Origin of the sequence: Thiomicrorhabdus sp. ZW0627 (assembly GCF_029767005.1) — a bacterium.
GTDB lineage: Bacteria > Pseudomonadota > Gammaproteobacteria > Thiomicrospirales > Thiomicrospiraceae > Thiomicrorhabdus.
This window is the reverse complement of the sequence record NZ_JARUQR010000001.1, coordinates 890377-906021: the sequence shown is the minus strand read 5'-3', so window position 1 is coordinate 906021 and position 15645 is coordinate 890377. Positions and strand designations below refer to the sequence as shown.

Sequence of the window (15645 nt, the reverse complement as noted above, 5' to 3'; positions counted from 1 at the left end):
GATAATTCATGTCTGACACTCAGGACGAGAAAATAATTGTTGGCCAAATCAGTGGTATCTTTGGTGTCCATGGTTGGGTGAAGATTTTTTCGCATACCGACCCGAGAGCCAATATCCTGTCCTATTCGCCATGGTGGTTACGCTGTAAAGGCGAATGGAAACAGGTAAAAGTTTTAGACAGTAAGGTACAGCAGGGCGGAAAGGCTCTGGTTGCGTTACTGGAAAATGTCCAAGATCGTGATATTGCCCGTGAGTACATGGGGTGCGATATCGCAATCGAGCGTTCCCAGTTGGTGAATCCAAGTGAGGAAATGTATTGGATCGATCTGATTGGTTGCGAAGTGTATACCGAATCGGGTGAGCTTCTAGGTGAAGTCAGCGGTCTGATTGAAACCGGCGCTCACGATGTACTGAGAGTGGAAGGTCCGCATAATGAATTGATTCCGTTTGTAATGGATGAGTTCATTCGCTCGGTGGACATCGAAAATAAAAAGATTGTGGTCGACTGGGAAGTGGAAGCGGAACAGTGAGATTTGATGTAATTACCTTATTTCCGGAAATGTTTCAGGCATTGACGGAGTCGGGTGTGAGTCGACGGGCACTGCAATCTGGATTGTACGATTTAAAAACCTGGAATCCACGTCAGTTTACGACTGATAAGCATAAGACGGTGGATGACCGTCCTTACGGGGGCGGACCGGGTATGGTGATGATGTATCAGCCACTTAAAGATACGATCAGCGCCATTAAGGCAGAGAGTCCGGGGAAACCTCATGTGGTGTATCTATCGCCGCAAGGGCAGCCGCTGACTCAGGATAAAGTCGCACAGTTGCTCCATTATGATCAGGTAACTTTGTTATGTGGTCGGTACGAAGGGGTTGACGAACGATTACTGATTTCAGAAGTGGATGAAGAGATCAGTATCGGTGATTTCGTGGTGAGCGGCGGAGAGCTTCCGGCGATGATGTTGATGGATGCCATCATACGTCTGATTCCGGGAGCACTTGGTCATAACCAGTCCGCCGAACAGGATTCGTTTTCGGACGGCCTGCTGGATTGCCCTCATTACACCCGCCCTGAAGTGGTGGATGAGATGACGGTTCCCAGTGTGTTGCTAGAAGGCAATCACGCAAAAATAGATGCCTGGAGACAGGAACAAAAGTTAGAGCGAACGAAAAAACGTCGCCCTGACTTGTTAAACAATTAGGGTTCAACCTCTGGCCGGCTTGCCCGGCGAATGTTGGATGAATGCAAAGGGAAATGGTATAGAAATCCCATTTCCACGTTCGGGTCCAGGGAGATTCGGACAAAAAATCGGAGAGCTTAAAGATGAGCGATATCATCAAGCGTATTGAAGCGGAACAAATGACTAAGGAAATTCCTACATTTGCTCCTGGTGACACAGTGATTGTTAAAGTTAAGGTTATCGAAGGAAAGAACGAACGTCTTCAGGCATATGAAGGTGTTGTTATCGCTAAGAAGAACCGTGGTATTAACTCTAACTTCATCGTGCGTAAGATTTCACACGGTGTTGGCGTTGAGCGTACTTTCCAGACTTACAGCCCATTGGTAGACAGTATTGAAGTTAAACGTCGCGGTGCTGTACGTCGTGCGAAGCTTTACTATCTACGTGACCGTTCTGGTAAATCAGCGCGTATCAAAGAAAAAGTGTAAGCCTTTTCGCAAAGCGATTGAGATTGAAAACGCCCTTAATTGGGCGTTTTTTGTTTCTGGGTGAAGCGAATAGTTACCGTGTCCTGTTATACTCCAACTTATGAGCACTAAAGAGTTTTCAGTCGAGCCGATTTCGGTATTCAAGGACTTTTTGAATTTCCTTGCCGTTTCAGAGGGATTGAGTCCCAATACCATTGCCGCCTATAAAAAAGATCTTCAGATCTATCAGGCCTGGTGGCAAAAGAGCCTCGAGAATCATGATATTCAGCGGGCGACTAAGTCGCAGATTGAAGGCTTCTTGTTAGATTTGCAGGCGCAAGGCCGTAAAGAAAAAAGCAATGCACGTCTGTTATCCACTTTAAAACGTTTCTATCAATGGGGCGTGGTTTACGGTCATTTAGATGCCGATCCGACAGGCCTGTTGAAAGCTCCTAAAATTCCAAGAAGTATTCCGAATGTCATCAATGAGAATCAAGTCGAGGACCTATTGAACCGACCGGATACCACGACGCCTTTAGGTTTGCGTGACAGGGCGATTCTGGAATTGATGTACGCTTCCGGCCTGCGGGTTTCCGAAGTGGTCGAGTTGCCGTTCGAACAGATCAATCTGTCGGCAGGTCTGGTTCAGGTGACGGGAAAGGGGAGTAAAGAAAGGATTGTGCCGATCGGTGAAGTCGCAATCGAGTGGATCGAACGTTATTTACAGTCTTCCCGTCCGGAACTGGTCAAACGTAAATGGGTTGAAACCTTGTTTGTTTCACGGATCGGAAGACCGATGACGCGTCAGACGCTTTGGCACAGGGTCAAGAATCTGGCTTTCGATGCTGGTATTCAGGGCAAGCTTTCTCCGCACAGTCTTCGACATGCTTTCGCCACCCATCTGATCAATCATGGGGCTGATTTAAGGACAGTCCAGCTTCTATTGGGTCACAGTGATCTATCTACTACACAAATTTATACCCATGTTGCCAAGGAGCGCTTACACCGTATCCATCAACAGCATCATCCTCGCGGATAGTCGTATTGTGAACCTCCGTGAATGTGTTATAGTGCCCCAACCAATTCAGACATATGAGTATTGTTTAATATGAATTTTTTAAAAAATATGGCTTTGGTATGCGGTATGGCGCTGTTTGCAGTCAATGCCGTGGCCGATGATAAGCAAGTGATACAGGATCAGTTAAAGAAGATTATTCCGAATGCGCCACAGGCGGATATTAAGCCGAGTGTCGTGCCAGGTTTGTATGAGGTGTCGGTCGGACCGATGGTGATTTACATGACTGCCGATGGTAAATATGCATTTAACGGTAGTCTGATCAATCTTGAAACACGCGAGAATTTAACGGATCGTGCGAAATCTGAAGCAAGAAAATTGGCCGTTGATAAGATTCCAACCGATTCAATGATTATTTTCCCGGCCAAAGGCGAACAGAAACACTATATTACCGTGTTTACAGACATAGACTGCCCATATTGCCATAAACTGCATCAAGAGGTGTCAGCTTTAAATGAAGCAGGCGTGACAGTGCGCTATCTGGCTTATCCACGCTCAGGTTTGGGATCGCCTTCTTATTTCAAGGCAGTTTCGGTTTGGTGCGCTGCTGACCGCACTAAGGCTTTGGATGATGCTATGAGCGGCAAGCCGGTTGCTAATAAACCCTGTGAGAACAATCCAGTTGCGAACCATGTCCAGCAGGCCCAGTATTTTGGTGTAAACGGTACTCCTAATATTATTTTGGATAATGGCCGTTTGATCCCGGGTTATGTGCCTTCTAAAGAGTTGCTTCAGATATTGGCCCGCTAGTATATTTGTAGTAAACCTGGTCAGTTAGAAATAAAAAAGCCCTCAAGTGAGGGCTTTTTTTTGTGATGGTGATTTTTAGATTTCACCCCATTTCTGGCGCTTTTTAGGTACTCTGAAAAAACGTCCAAGAAGCAAGCCGAGAAGCAGGACGCCACCACCTGTCAGGAACCATTGGCGTTTAATCGCATCTTCTGATTGATCGATTTGTTCACGCATAATGGCGTTTTCATCTTCTAGGCGGGAAAGGCGAGCTTTCATTTCCTGGTTCTGTTGATCAAGCTGAACGGCGTTACTGGAAATTTCTTTCAAGCGGGTCAGCTCTTGAGTGGTTTCAAACTTTTCTTGCTTGACAGTTTTAAGCTCGCTACTGGTTTCATTGAAACGGGTTTGCAGAGTGGTCAGTTCCTGCTTTAAATCGTTGTATTTCGCTTCAACTGAGGTGGTTTTCTTGATTTGGACTTCTAAGCGATCTTTAGCAATCGGCTGGTTTTCCAGCATGCTTGACGGCATCCATCCAATCGAATTGCGATATTCGATTTTGGCCCAGCCGGATTCATCAACTTCCAATAGTTTTACGGAAGTGCCCGACTTAAGCATGCGTGTGATGCGGTGCTTATGGCTGGCTCCTGTACGCATTGGGACTTCGAAAGTATCCGTAATATAGCGGGTGCTGCCCGTCGCCGGCGTTTCGACTGCCGAAGCCGGGGTTGCCGTGACGACCGCACCGATCAAAAGGGCTGGGATCAGTGCAAGAGACTTATAGCTGTTGGATCTTTTCATGTTGAACCTTTAGATTTTTCAGTGCTGTTTCATTGTCGCTCAATTTCTGACGTTCGTTGGCGACAACGGCTTCCGGTGCTTTAGCGACGAAAGATTCGTTGCTTAGCTTACCACTTAAACGTTTGATTTCACCTTCCAATTTTGCGATTTCCTTGTTGAGGCGACTCAGTTCCGCTTCTTTGTCGATCAGACCTGCCATCGGAATCAAGACCTTCATCTCACCGACCAGACTGACGGCTGATTCGGGAGCGTCAGCTTCGTTTTCTAGTACCGTAATACTTTCAAGTTTTGCCAATGTCTGCAGGAAAATACTGTTATTGTCCAGCCAACCCTGGTCATTTTCATTCAATCCAGCAAGCAGAACCGGGAGCGCCTTGCTTGGTGCAATGTCCATTTCAGATCGGATTTTGCGGACGCCAATAATGAACTGTTTAACCCATTCAAGTTCCGCAACCGCCTGGCTGTCGATCTTGGCCTCATCTGCCTGAGGATAGGGTTCAAGCATAATGGTTTCACCTTGTTTTCCTGCCAACGGTGCAACCGCCTGCCATGCCTCTTCAGTGATGAATGGAATGATTGGATGCAGTAAGCGTAGCAGAGCTTCCAGGGCGCGCACAAGGGTTTTGCGTGTACCGCGTTTGGCGGCATCCGAGCTCTCGGAACTGTTCAGGATTGGTTTGGATAGTTCCAGATACCAGTCACAGTATTCGTTCCAAGTGAATTCGTACAAGGTGTTAGCCGCCAAATCGAAACGGTAAGATTCGAAATGTCTGGCTACCTCTGCTTCTACTTCCTGCAGGCGTGAGGTAATCCAACGGTCTGCTAGAGAGAGTTCGCATTCAGCGCTTTCGTCCACACCGGTATCGTAGCCCTCGGTGTTCATCAGAACGTAACGGGTCGCATTCCATAATTTGTTACAGAAATTACGGTAACCTTCAGCACGGTTTAGGTCGAAGCGGATGTCGCGTCCTGTTGAGGCTAGTGAAGCGAAGGTAAAACGCATCGCATCTGTGCCGTACGCAGGGATACCGCCAGCAAACTGCTTGCGGGTAGCCTTTTCGATTTTGGCCGCTTTTTCAGGCTGCATCATGCCGTAAGTACGTTTTGAAACCAGGTCTTCCAGTTCAATTCCGTCAATCAGGTCAATCGGATCGAGTACGTTTCCTTTCGATTTGGACATTTTTTGACCTTCGCCGTCACGTACCAAACCGTGGACGTAGACCTGTTTGAAAGGTACCTCACCTGTGAATTTCAGAGTCATCATGATCATACGCGCGACCCAGAAAAAGATGATGTCAAAACCGGTGACCAGGACCGAAGTCGGATGGAATTTTTCCAGTTCAGGCGTCTTTTCAGGCCAGCCTAACGTAGAGAAGGTCCAAAGAGCCGAGCTGAACCATGTGTCCAACACGTCTTCATCTTGATTCAAGACAATGTCCGAGCCAAGATTGTGCTTCTCGCGAACTTCTTCTTCTGAGCGGCCGACGTAAACGTTGCCGTTATCGTCATACCACGCAGGGATTCGGTGCCCCCACCAGATTTGACGTGAAATACACCAATCCTGGATGTTGTTCATCCATTCGAAATAGGTGTTTTCCCAGTTTTTAGGTACAAATTCGATATCGCCGTTCTTGACCGCATCAATTGCAGGCTTTGCCAAGGATTCAACGGCGACGTACCACTGGTCGGTCAGCAAAGGTTCGATGACGGCATGAGAGCGGTCGCCGCGCGGCACCATTAAGGTGTGCGGTTTGATGTCTTCCATTAAACCGAGTTCTTCCAGATCCGCTACGATTTGCTTTCGTGCTTCATAACGATCGAGTCCTTGGTATTTTTCAGGCGCTTCTTCGTTGATCGTAGCGTCGATCGTGAAGATGTTAAGCATTGGAAGGTCGTGGCGTTTCCCCATTTCGTAATCGTTGAAATCGTGTGCAGGGGTGATCTTGACGCAACCGGTTCCGAATTCGAGATCGACGTAATCGTCGGCGATGATCGGAATTTCACGTCCGACCAAAGGGAGGGTGATGGTTTTGCCGATCAGGTGTTGGTAACGTTCATCGTCTGGGTGAACTGCAACGGCCTGGTCACCCAGCATGGTTTCCGGACGAGTCGTCGCGACGACCAAGTGGCCGGAACCGTCGCTTAGCGGGTAGCGCATATGCCACAGGTTGCCTTGCTCTTCTTCGGAAATAACTTCCAAATCGGATACGGCTGTGTGAAGAACCGGATCCCAGTTGACTAGGCGTTTACCTCGATAGATCAGGTCTTCATCATAAAGTTGTACGAACACTTCCTTGACAGCATTGGAAAGACCTTCGTCCATAGTGAAGCGTTCACGAGACCAGTCAGGAGAGGCACCTAGGCGACGCAGCTGTTTGGTGATGGTTCCGCCGGATTCTTCCTTCCATTCCCAAATCTTTTCAATGAAGGCTTCACGGCCGACATCGTGGCGACTCAAGCCTTTGGCGGCCAGTTGGCGTTCGACGACCATCTGGGTTGCGATACCCGCATGGTCCGTACCAGGTTGCCAAAGCGTGTCATTGCCCTTCATTCGGTTGTAGCGAATAAGGGTGTCCATGATGGTGTCCTGGAAAGCGTGTCCCATATGAAGGCTTCCGGTCACGTTCGGTGGCGGAATCATAATCGAGTAGGGCGCGGATTCGTCATATTTAGGCTTGAAGTAGCCCTTGTTTTCCCAGGTTTGATACCACTTTGTTTCAATTGTATTGGGGTCGAAATGCTTTTCCATCGGTCTCTTAATTTTTATATAGTAATAAGCCCAAAATTATAGCAAAGAGCAGGGAGGGTTGTCTGAAGTTCAGGAGATATTTTAAAAAAAGGCAAAAAAAAGCCGGTCATAAAATGACCGGCGAATGCTTCTAGGAGGAAGAAGGCATTAAAACATCTGTGCTTTTGGTTAACGCACTTAGCTACCTAGAAGTTGTAAAACGTTTCCGCGTGACTGGTTATTCTGAGCTTGCATCATCGCAGAGCTTTCATTGAGAATGCTTTGACGAACCTGTTCGGCGATGGCTCTTGCAAAATCGGTGTCGCTGATCTGGCTGCGGGTACTGAGTGCATTTAAATTTTGATTTGCCAGATTGTTGAGTGATGAAGTCAGGCCGTTTTGTTGCGCACCGAATTGACTGCGGTTGTTCAGAAGTTGCTCGTTGGCCAAGCTAAGGCCTTGCAATGCGGTTGCTGCGTTGGCCGGATTTGAAATATCCAGACCACTCAATCCCAATGAGTTTGGTGTGAGATTGGGTAGGTTGAGTGTACTGGATGAATCCGCCAGAGCAATGTCGACACTGGATGTGTCGGCATTTAACAGGTTGACGCCATTGAAGCTTGTGTTGTTGGCAGTGCTATTGATGCTGGCCAAGTTCTGTTGGAATTCCTGGTTGAGCATGTCACGTTGCTGCGAGTTAAGCGTGCCGTTCTGAGCCTGAATCGCCAGTTCGTTCATTCGCAACAGATTGTTGTTAATGCTCTCACTGCCTGCATCTGCCGTTTGAAGCAAGGAGATACCGTCATTAGCGTTGCGGCTGGCCATGTCCTGGGTATTGATCTGAGATGTCAGTGTGCTGACAACTGCTTGTCCCGCTGCATTATCGCCAGATTGATTAATTTGCGAGCCAGAAGCAATACTGCTATTGACCGAGGATAGGTTTGATATGTAGGCACTTGCTGGAATCGGGCCGAAAGATTCAATTGCCATAATCCAACTCCTAAAATTACAATGGTTTCTTTATTAAACAAATTGTACGCTTTTTAAAAGTCAAAGGAAAGAAAAATGTCTTGTTGTTCAGGGGGTTACTGTCAGTTCAAGTTTCCGGAAGGACCGCCCTTGGTTGATAACCCGGTTGCGAATATGAATGCAACCTACCAGTTTTTGCCTTATGGAACGCTTTTGGAAGAAGGTGAGGTGGTTCGTATTTGGATGGAATCCGGAAAAGCGAAAACAGTCATTATAGAAGAAAAGGTTCCATTAACGTTTACATCGGACGGTCCGGTTTCCGATAATGGAAATGAAGTGTTTCCCTGGCAGTTGGTTGCTCTGGATTCGGGAATTGCTTACGATGAATTGATGGGTTGGATCAATCACCCTTTGTATAATCCAGGTGAAAAATCGGTGCTGTTGAAGTACCGTCATCCGATAGAGGTGAAGCCAAGTTTGAAAATGACTCTGCTCAAATGGCTGTATAAGTTACGTAATCTATGACTATAAAGCATTAAGGTGTTTTTTCTAGGCCGCTGAAAAGCGGTTTTTTTGTTTTTCAGAAATGAAAAAGCCCCGATAAATCGGGGCCAAAACTTAAATTACAGAGGAGTAGTTTAAGATTTTTTGAGTAAGAGTTCTTATCGCTTAACGAACTCTGGGTAGGCTTCCATTCCACATTCAGACTGGTCTACACCTTCATACTCTTGTTCTTCAGTTACTCGAATACCCATTACTGCTTTAATGATGCTCCAAGTAATCAAACTTGTGATGAATACCCATGCAAAGATAACGACAGTACCAGTTAGCTGAGCACCAATTGTTGCATCACCGTTGGTGAATGTAACAGCGATCAGACCCCAGATACCTACGATACCGTGTACAGAGATTGCACCGACTGGATCGTCGATTTTGAATTTCTTATCCATGGCAAGGATAGCGAATACTACGATGATACCACCCACAAGACCGATTAGAGTTGCTTCCAATGGAGTTGGAGTTAGTGGCTCGGCAGTAATCGAAACCAGACCTGCAAGTGCACCGTTTAGGATCATTGTTAGGTCAACTTTACCAAATAGAATTTTAGAAATGATGATCGCACCGATAACACCACCGGCAGCTGCCATGTTTGTGTTAACGAAGATCATAGCTACTGCGTTCGCTTCGTCGATGTTTGAGATTTTAAGCTCAGAACCACCGTTGAAACCGAACCAGCCTAACCATAGGATAAACGTACCTAGGGCTGCTAGAGGTAGGTTCGCACCTGGGATTGCGCGAACTTCACCGTTTTCGCCGTATTTACCTTTACGAGCTCCAAGGACCAGAACACCAGCAAGGGCTGCAGCAGCACCAGTCATGTGAACGATACCAGAACCGGCAAAGTCTAAGAATCCTAGTTCATCAAGGAAACCGCCACCCCATTTCCAGAAACCTTCTACAGGGTAGATGAAACCGGTCATAACGATTGCGAAAACAAAGAAAGACATTAACTTCATACGTTCAGCTACGGCACCAGAAACAACAGACATTGCAGTTGCAACGAATACAACCTGGAAGAAGAAGTCAGACAAGTTTGAATAGTATGTGTCACCATTGCTTCCAAGTACATCCGCAACCGTGTTGTCAGCACCTAGAAGGAAGCTGATTCCTGGGATGTAAGAGTTGATGCTGTCGCCATACATGATGTTGTAACCAACCAGCATGTACATGACACAGGCAATTGCGAAAAGCCCGACGTTTTTAGCCAGGATTTCAGTTGTGTTTTTTGTACGTACCAGACCGGCTTCTAGCATGGCAAAACCGGCAGCCATCCACATAACTAGGGCACCAGACATCAAGAAGTAGAATGTGTCTAGTGCATAGCTGAGATGAGTAATTTGTTCCATAATCATTTCCCTCTCGTTAATTAAAGTGCGATATCGCCAGTTTCTTCAGTACGAATACGAATCGCTTGTTCTACAGGCATGACAAAGATTTTTCCATCACCGATCTTGCCTGTACGAGCTGCTGAACCGATTGCTTCAACAACACTTTCAACCTTGTCATCAGACACGGCAATTTCAAGACGTAGTTTTGGTAAAAATTCTATCGCGTATTCTGCTCCACGATAGATCTCGGTATGCCCCTTTTGGCGGCCAAAACCTTTTGACTCTGTAACGGTCATTCCGTGCACATCAACTTCGTGCAAGGCTTCACGTACATCATCGAGTTTAAAAGGTTTGATAATTGCAACAACCAGTTTCATACTAACCTCTCTGATTTGATTGATATAGATGTTTCGAACTTTTCATAACAATTTGCGTGCCATTTCTGTATAAATGCTCGTTTAATCAATGTCTTGCACAAAAATATGTGGTTTTATTGGGGCTTTAGGTGGTGATTATTCGTATTGGTGCTGTTAATTGGTGCGCATTTTGTTAAATCTGGTGCATTAAATATTGGGAAAGGAGTGGTGGTGCCTAAGGTAATTAGGGCGTTAATTATTCAATTATTGGCTTTGGTTATTCTAGCCGTTGGTGTTTATTTTCTACAGTTTGTGGTTTCTCCACCGTATCCGATATGGGTCTTGGTTGTTGCGCAGGGTGGGATTTCGGCGTTGCTGAGTTGTAAGATGGGGTTGCCTTGTTGGTGGCGCTGGATCCAGTTTTTGATGCCGGTCGCTCTGTATGTGGCGGTACTGTTGCAGGTTCCGTCTTGGTTGGGTCTGGTCGCCTTCATTGTCTTATGGCTGGTTTTTAGTAATGCCGGAAAGGAGCGTGTTCCTCTTTATTTGACGAATAATACAACGCGTCAGGCGCTTAAGACGTTGATTAAAAGAACGAAGGACGTTCGTTTTCTGGATCTTGGTTGTGGGTTGGGTGGAAATGTGGTCTTTATGAGTCATCTGGTCAATGTGACTCGTTCTGTTGGTGTTGAGACGGCTCCGATTCCTTTTGTTATCTCTAAATTTTTCTCTTGGTTGCGAGGCGGCGAGGTTTATGCAACGGATCTTTGGAAGGTTGATTTGAGTGAGTTTGATCTGGTGTATGCCTTTTTGTCGAGTGAGCCTATGCCTAAGTTATGGGAGAAGGTAAGGTCTGAAATGACTTCTGGATCGGTGTTTGTGAGTAACAGTTTTGCCGTGCCGGATGCGGAGCCAAGCGAAGTATGGGAGCTCGGCGATAGTAGGAAGACGCTTTTATACATTTACCGTATAGAGTGATGTCTACAGTTTAAATGTTCATTTAAGAATCCAACAGGCCTGTTGGGTTTATTTTAGAATTAAAATCTTCTGTTAAGTGCGTATCTATTTAGTACAGTGCAGTAATGCATTAAAATAATTAACTTAATAGAAAATAGAATAAAAGTCTGAAAGGGTGGGTATGGAATACAGCTTGCAGAATGCCATTGATTGGAGTCGTTTCGTTGAAATGGTCGGTCGTCGTTATCCCGAGGTTTTGGAAGAATCGCATTGGCGGCCAGATATGGCAGACGGTGAGTTGTACCGTCAGGTTTACGGATTGGTTCGAGGCTCCGAGGATGAGACTGTTTTAAAAAGACATTTGCGTCAACAGAGAAACTGGCAGATGACCCGAATCGCCATTAGGGATTTGACCGGTTTGGCCGACTTGCAAGAAACTATGAGGGACGTTTCCGACCTGGCGGATGCGCTGGTGGCTGCGGCTTTGGATTGGCATTACGAAAGATTTTGCGAGCGTTATGGTACTCCGATTGGAGCAGAGTCCGGAAAACCTCAGAAATTGATTGTACTGGGAATGGGCAAGCTCGGCGGGCAGGAGTTGAACTTCTCTTCGGATATCGACCTCATTTTTGTTTACCCGGAGCAGGGCGAGACCCAAGGGACTGGAAAAAGTATTTCCAATGATCAATTTTTTGTCCGGTTGGGGCAGGCACTAAACAAGTCTTTGGTTGAGGTGACGGAGGATGGCTTTGTTTACCGGGTGGATATGCGACTGCGCCCGTTCGGGGATGCAGGTCCATTGGCGTCGAGCTTTGCCGGAATAGAGCATTATTATGAGATTCATGGCCGTGCTTGGGAGCGTTATGCCTTGGTTAAAGCTAGAGCTATGGCGGGTGATGCTAAGGAAGCGCAATCGCTGTTCGATATTCTTCGTCCGTTCGTTTATCGTCGTTATGTCGATTTCAGTGCGATGGAGTCTCTGCGAGAGCTTAAGCAGATGATTTCGGCAGAGGTTAAGAAAAAAGGGATGCAGGACAATGTCAAGTTAGGGCCCGGAGGGATTCGCGAGATTGAATTCATTGTACAGGCCTTTCAGTTGGTGCATGGTGGTCGGGATCGTACTTTGCAGGGACGTGCTTTAACGCCGATGATGCAACAGTTATTGTCGTTGGGGTTCATCGAACAAGAGGTCTATGACGGTCTGATGGCGGCGTATACGTTCCTACGCCGTGCCGAAAACCGTTTGCAGGAGTGGATGGATCAACAGACCCATGATCTTCCTCGGGATGCCCAGCAGCAATTGGCCTTGGCCAGCTCCATGGGGTTTGAGGACTATGCCGGCTTTATGTCGGTTTTGAATAAGCATCGTGACTATGTTCAGGCTCAGTTCGTCGAAGTGTTTGCTACAGAGGAAGCGAGTGAGGAGGTCGGTGAATTGAGCGATTTCTGGTTGGGTGACATGAGCTCGATTGAGGGGCTGCACGATATCGAGTTAGCAGAAGCCGACATTCCCTCTTTTTTGAAACATCTGAACGATTTTAAATTGAGCCGCTCGGTCGGACGTTTGAGTAGAGATGGGGTGGAGCGTTTGAATGCATTCATGCCGTTGTTGATTGAAGCCTTGTTAAAGCATGGATATCTCGAACAGACGTTTGTAAGAGTTCTCAAGGTAGTTGAGAGTGTTGTACAGCGCAGTGTGTATCTAGTGTTGTTGAAAGAGAATCCGGTCGCATTGAAGCATCTGATCTCATTATGTGAGATCAGTCCATGGATGACGGATATGCTTGCCAAGTATCCTGCTTTGATGGATCAATTATTGGATGAGCGTGCGCTGTATGCGCCTTTGGACCTGCAGCAGTTGAATCTTGAAGTCGAACATCTGTTGGAAGAGGTTGGCGAAGATGAAGAACGTTTTATGGAGCAGATCCGACAGTGGCGCCATGCACAGGTATTTAGGGTTGCGGCTGCGGACGTGACAGGGAATGTTCCGATTATGAAGGTGAGCGACTATTTGACCTGGATTGCAGAAGCGGTTCTGAATGGAGTTGTCACTTTCGCATGGCGTTATATGCAAAGTAAAAATGGATTGCCTGGTGGTTTGGATGATGAGAGTGACCGTGATCCATTCCTGGTTTTGGGTTATGGAAAAGTCGGTGGTATCGAATTGGGATATGGCTCTGACTTGGATATTGTCATGTTGTATGAGGGGCTTAGTCCCAGTGCTTCCGCTGTCAATGAGCGAGGACGTAGTCTAGAGAACTCTTTGTATTTCGTGCGAATGGGTCAGAAGGTGATTTCATTGATGACAACATTGATGCCGGCTGGAGTTCTTTATGAGGTGGATACGCGTTTAAGGCCGAATGGCGCGTCCGGTTTGATGGTAACCGATCTTTCGGCATACAAATCGTATATAGAAAATAAAGCGTGGAATTGGGAACATCAAGCATTTGTTCGAGCTAGGCCTGTCGTGGGGGATGTACAGTCAAGAAGCGCCTTTAATGAATTCAGGCATGCATTCCTCCAGAAACAAAGAGATCCTCTGAGGGTGAGGGACGAGGTGATTGAAATGCGTCAGAAAATGCGGGAATCATTGGATAAATCTAATGATGAAGTGTTTGATCTGAAGCATGGGCGTGGCGGTATTGTCGATATCGAGTTTATGGTTCAGTATCTGGTGCTGGCTTTTTCGCATGATTATCCCGAGCTTTCCGAGTATACCGATAATATTCGAATGCTGGAGGCGATCGAGCGTGTCGGTTTGCTTTCGGTAGAGGATGTGGAGAGTTTGGTTAAGTCCTATAAGGTGTATCGCTCCAAATATCATCGATTGGCTCTACAGAATCAAAAGGCCTTGGTCGAGAGTGATTGTTACCTGTCAGAAAGAGAGGGTGTGATGTCGATTTGGAAAAAATTGATGGAAACATGATCGGGAGTGGGGAGAGTATATAAAGAGGCTTTCTGATTTTCGGAAGGCAAAAAAAAACCCGCTTAAGCGGGCTTTTTTTGTTCCATTCGTTCTTGATTAAGAAGAATAGTACATGTCGAACTCGATTGGGTGAGTCGTTGCACGGAAACGTGTAACTTCTTCCATCTTAAGTGCGATGTAAGAGTCAATTGCTTCATCAGTGAATACACCACCCACCTTCAAGAACTCACGGTCTTTATCAAGTTCCGAAAGCGCTTCGTCTAGAGAAGCACAAACAGTGTTGTAGGTTGCTTCTTCTTCTGGCTCTAGGTCGTATAGATCTTTCTCTGCTGGCTCGCCTGGGTCGATCTTGTTTAGGATACCGTCAAGACCAGCCATCAACGAAGCTGTAAATGCAAGGTATGGGTTAGCTGTTGGATCCGGGAAGCGTAGTTCAACACGACGTGAACGCTCAGATGGAGCATAAGGGATACGGATAGAAGCTGAACGGTTCTTACCAGAGTATGCAAGCAAGATAGGTGCTTCAAAGCCTGGAACCAAACGCTTATAAGAGTTAGTACCAGGGTTGGTGAAAGCGTTCAATGCACGAGCATGCTTCATCAAACCACCGATGTACCAGATTGCTTCTTGAGAAAGGCCTGAGTAAACGTCACCGGCAAAGATGTTTTTACCATCTTTAGATAGAGACATGTTGATGTGCATACCAGAACCGTTATCACCAACGATTGGCTTAGGCATGAAAGTAGCTGTTTTGCCAAGGGCGTGACAAGTGTTGTGAACAGCGTACTTAAGAATCTGAACTTCATCCGCTTTTGCAGTTAGAGTGTTACCTGCAACCGCCAACTCACACTGACCACCAGCTGCTACTTCGTGGTGGTGAGCTTCAAGTTTAAGACCCATCTCTTCAGCCATGGCGCAGATGTCTGCACGTACTTCGTGAAGTTGATCAACAGGAGGAACTGGGAAGTAACCACCTTTAACTTTCGGACGGTGACCCATGTTACCGTCTGAGTAAACTTTTTCAGTGTTCCATGCTGCTTCGTTACCATCGATCTTAACAAAACAACCGGACATGTCTGCACCCCAGCGAACGTCGTCGAAGATGAAGAATTCAGGCTCAGGTCCGAAGAATGCTGAATCTGCGATACCAGTAGATTTTAGGTAAGCTTCCGCTTTTTTAGCGATACCACGAGGATCTTTTTCATAAGATTCCATTGTTGCTGGTTCTACGATCATACAACGGATGATCAAGGTTGGATCGTTGGTGAACGGATCCATGTAGTAACCGTCAGTCTGAGGCATAAGAAGCATGTCAGAATCGTTGATGCCTTTCCAACCAGCGATAGAAGAACCGTCGAACGTTTCGCCGTCTGTGAAGAAGTCTTCATCTACTTTGTTGGCAGGAATAGTAACGTGTTGCTCTTTACCGTGTGTATCAGTAAAGCGTAGGTCAACCCATTTAACGTCATTCTCTTTCATTAAATCTAAGATTGCTTGTGGCATTTTATGTCCTTTCTAGCATGGTTTTGTAAAAATTAGTTTGTAAGAGATATTAGCTTGAA

General features: G+C 46.4%; 14 protein-coding genes. 8 read left to right on the top strand and 6 right to left on the bottom strand.

Annotation, left to right across the window (positions count from 1 at the left end; all coding sequences use genetic code 11):
- The first annotated feature begins 8 nt into the window (after positions 1 to 8).
- The 5 genes from rimM to QCB45_RS04330 all read left to right on the top strand — a co-directional run bounded on the left by rimM (position 9) and on the right by QCB45_RS04330 (position 3478).
- A complete protein-coding gene (rimM, locus tag QCB45_RS04350) occupies positions 9 to 530 on the top strand; it encodes a ribosome maturation factor RimM (protein ID WP_279419623.1) in 522 nt (173 codons plus the stop codon).
- On the top strand, positions 527 to 1207 hold the full coding sequence (gene trmD, locus QCB45_RS04345; protein ID WP_279419622.1) for a tRNA (guanosine(37)-N1)-methyltransferase TrmD: 681 nt from the start codon (positions 527 to 529) through the stop codon (positions 1205 to 1207). The genes rimM and trmD overlap by 4 nt, the downstream gene beginning before the upstream one ends.
- 122 nt (positions 1208 to 1329) lie before the next feature.
- Entirely contained in the window at positions 1330 to 1674 is a 345-nt protein-coding gene (gene rplS, locus QCB45_RS04340) for a 50S ribosomal protein L19 (protein WP_279419621.1), read from the top strand.
- 100 nt (positions 1675 to 1774) lie between these two features.
- Positions 1775 to 2692, top strand: a complete 918-nt coding sequence (gene xerD / locus QCB45_RS04335; RefSeq protein ID WP_279419620.1) for a site-specific tyrosine recombinase XerD — start codon at positions 1775 to 1777, stop codon at positions 2690 to 2692.
- Positions 2693 to 2761: 69 nt separating this feature from the next.
- Positions 2762 to 3478, top strand: coding sequence for a thioredoxin fold domain-containing protein (locus tag QCB45_RS04330; RefSeq protein WP_279419619.1), 717 nt, complete (start codon positions 2762 to 2764; stop codon positions 3476 to 3478).
- Positions 3479 to 3553: 75 nt separating this feature from the next.
- On the opposite strand, the gene QCB45_RS04325 is transcribed toward QCB45_RS04330, so the two are convergent.
- From QCB45_RS04325 to QCB45_RS04315, 3 genes are all read right to left on the bottom strand, one after another.
- Positions 3554 to 4258, bottom strand: a complete 705-nt coding sequence (locus tag QCB45_RS04325; RefSeq protein ID WP_279419617.1) for a TIGR04211 family SH3 domain-containing protein — start codon at positions 4256 to 4258, stop codon at positions 3554 to 3556.
- Positions 4236 to 7007, bottom strand: a complete 2772-nt coding sequence (locus QCB45_RS04320; RefSeq protein WP_279419616.1) for a valine--tRNA ligase — start codon at positions 7005 to 7007, stop codon at positions 4236 to 4238. The genes QCB45_RS04325 and QCB45_RS04320 overlap by 23 nt, the downstream gene beginning before the upstream one ends.
- A 177-nt stretch (positions 7008 to 7184) precedes the next feature.
- Positions 7185 to 7976, bottom strand: a complete 792-nt coding sequence (locus tag QCB45_RS04315; RefSeq protein ID WP_279419614.1) for a flagellin — start codon at positions 7974 to 7976, stop codon at positions 7185 to 7187.
- 75 nt (positions 7977 to 8051) lie between these two features.
- Here QCB45_RS04315 and QCB45_RS04310 point away from each other — a divergent pair, with 75 nt between their 5' ends.
- A complete protein-coding gene (locus tag QCB45_RS04310; protein ID WP_279419613.1) occupies positions 8052 to 8480 on the top strand; it encodes a hypothetical protein in 429 nt (142 codons plus the stop codon).
- A 137-nt stretch (positions 8481 to 8617) separates the two neighbouring features.
- On the opposite strand, the gene QCB45_RS04305 is transcribed toward QCB45_RS04310, so the two are convergent.
- Entirely contained in the window at positions 8618 to 9862 is a 1245-nt protein-coding gene (locus tag QCB45_RS04305) for an ammonium transporter (protein ID WP_279419611.1), read from the bottom strand.
- Positions 9863 to 9882: 20 nt separating this feature from the next.
- The gene (locus QCB45_RS04300; protein ID WP_028486102.1) at positions 9883 to 10221 is read right to left on the bottom strand and encodes a P-II family nitrogen regulator; all 339 of its coding nucleotides are present in this window, start codon (positions 10219 to 10221) and stop codon (positions 9883 to 9885) included.
- A 210-nt stretch (positions 10222 to 10431) separates the two neighbouring features.
- On the opposite strand from QCB45_RS04300, the gene QCB45_RS04295 reads away from it, so the two are divergent.
- Positions 10432 to 11178: a hypothetical protein gene (locus QCB45_RS04295; protein ID WP_279419606.1), complete on the top strand. Its 747-nt coding sequence runs from the start codon at positions 10432 to 10434 to the stop codon at positions 11176 to 11178.
- 160 nt (positions 11179 to 11338) lie between these two features.
- A complete protein-coding gene (gene glnE, locus QCB45_RS04290; protein WP_279419604.1) occupies positions 11339 to 14083 on the top strand; it encodes a bifunctional [glutamate--ammonia ligase]-adenylyl-L-tyrosine phosphorylase/[glutamate--ammonia-ligase] adenylyltransferase in 2745 nt (914 codons plus the stop codon).
- A 96-nt stretch (positions 14084 to 14179) separates the two neighbouring features.
- Here the strand turns inward: glnE and glnA are convergent, their stop codons facing one another.
- On the bottom strand, positions 14180 to 15586 hold the full coding sequence (glnA, locus tag QCB45_RS04285) for a type I glutamate--ammonia ligase (protein ID WP_279419603.1): 1407 nt from the start codon (positions 15584 to 15586) through the stop codon (positions 14180 to 14182).
- Positions 15587 to 15645 lie beyond the last annotated feature (59 nt).

Coding starts and splice junctions, on each gene's coding strand:
- rimM (WP_279419623.1), top strand. CDS start 9: ATGTCTGACACTCAGGACGAGAAAATAATTGTTGGCCAAATCAGTGGT.
- rplS (WP_279419621.1), top strand. CDS start 1,330: ATGAGCGATATCATCAAGCGTATTGAAGCGGAACAAATGACTAAGGAA.
- xerD (WP_279419620.1), top strand. CDS start 1,775: ATGAGCACTAAAGAGTTTTCAGTCGAGCCGATTTCGGTATTCAAGGAC.
- QCB45_RS04330 (WP_279419619.1), top strand. CDS start 2,762: ATGAATTTTTTAAAAAATATGGCTTTGGTATGCGGTATGGCGCTGTTT.
- QCB45_RS04325 (WP_279419617.1), bottom strand. CDS start 4,258: ATGAAAAGATCCAACAGCTATAAGTCTCTTGCACTGATCCCAGCCCTT.
- QCB45_RS04320 (WP_279419616.1), bottom strand. CDS start 7,007: ATGGAAAAGCATTTCGACCCCAATACAATTGAAACAAAGTGGTATCAA.
- QCB45_RS04315 (WP_279419614.1), bottom strand. CDS start 7,976: ATGGCAATTGAATCTTTCGGCCCGATTCCAGCAAGTGCCTACATATCA.
- QCB45_RS04310 (WP_279419613.1), top strand. CDS start 8,052: ATGTCTTGTTGTTCAGGGGGTTACTGTCAGTTCAAGTTTCCGGAAGGA.
- QCB45_RS04305 (WP_279419611.1), bottom strand. CDS start 9,862: ATGGAACAAATTACTCATCTCAGCTATGCACTAGACACATTCTACTTC.
- QCB45_RS04300 (WP_028486102.1), bottom strand. CDS start 10,221: ATGAAACTGGTTGTTGCAATTATCAAACCTTTTAAACTCGATGATGTA.
- glnE (WP_279419604.1), top strand. CDS start 11,339: ATGGAATACAGCTTGCAGAATGCCATTGATTGGAGTCGTTTCGTTGAA.
- glnA (WP_279419603.1), bottom strand. CDS start 15,586: ATGCCACAAGCAATCTTAGATTTAATGAAAGAGAATGACGTTAAATGG.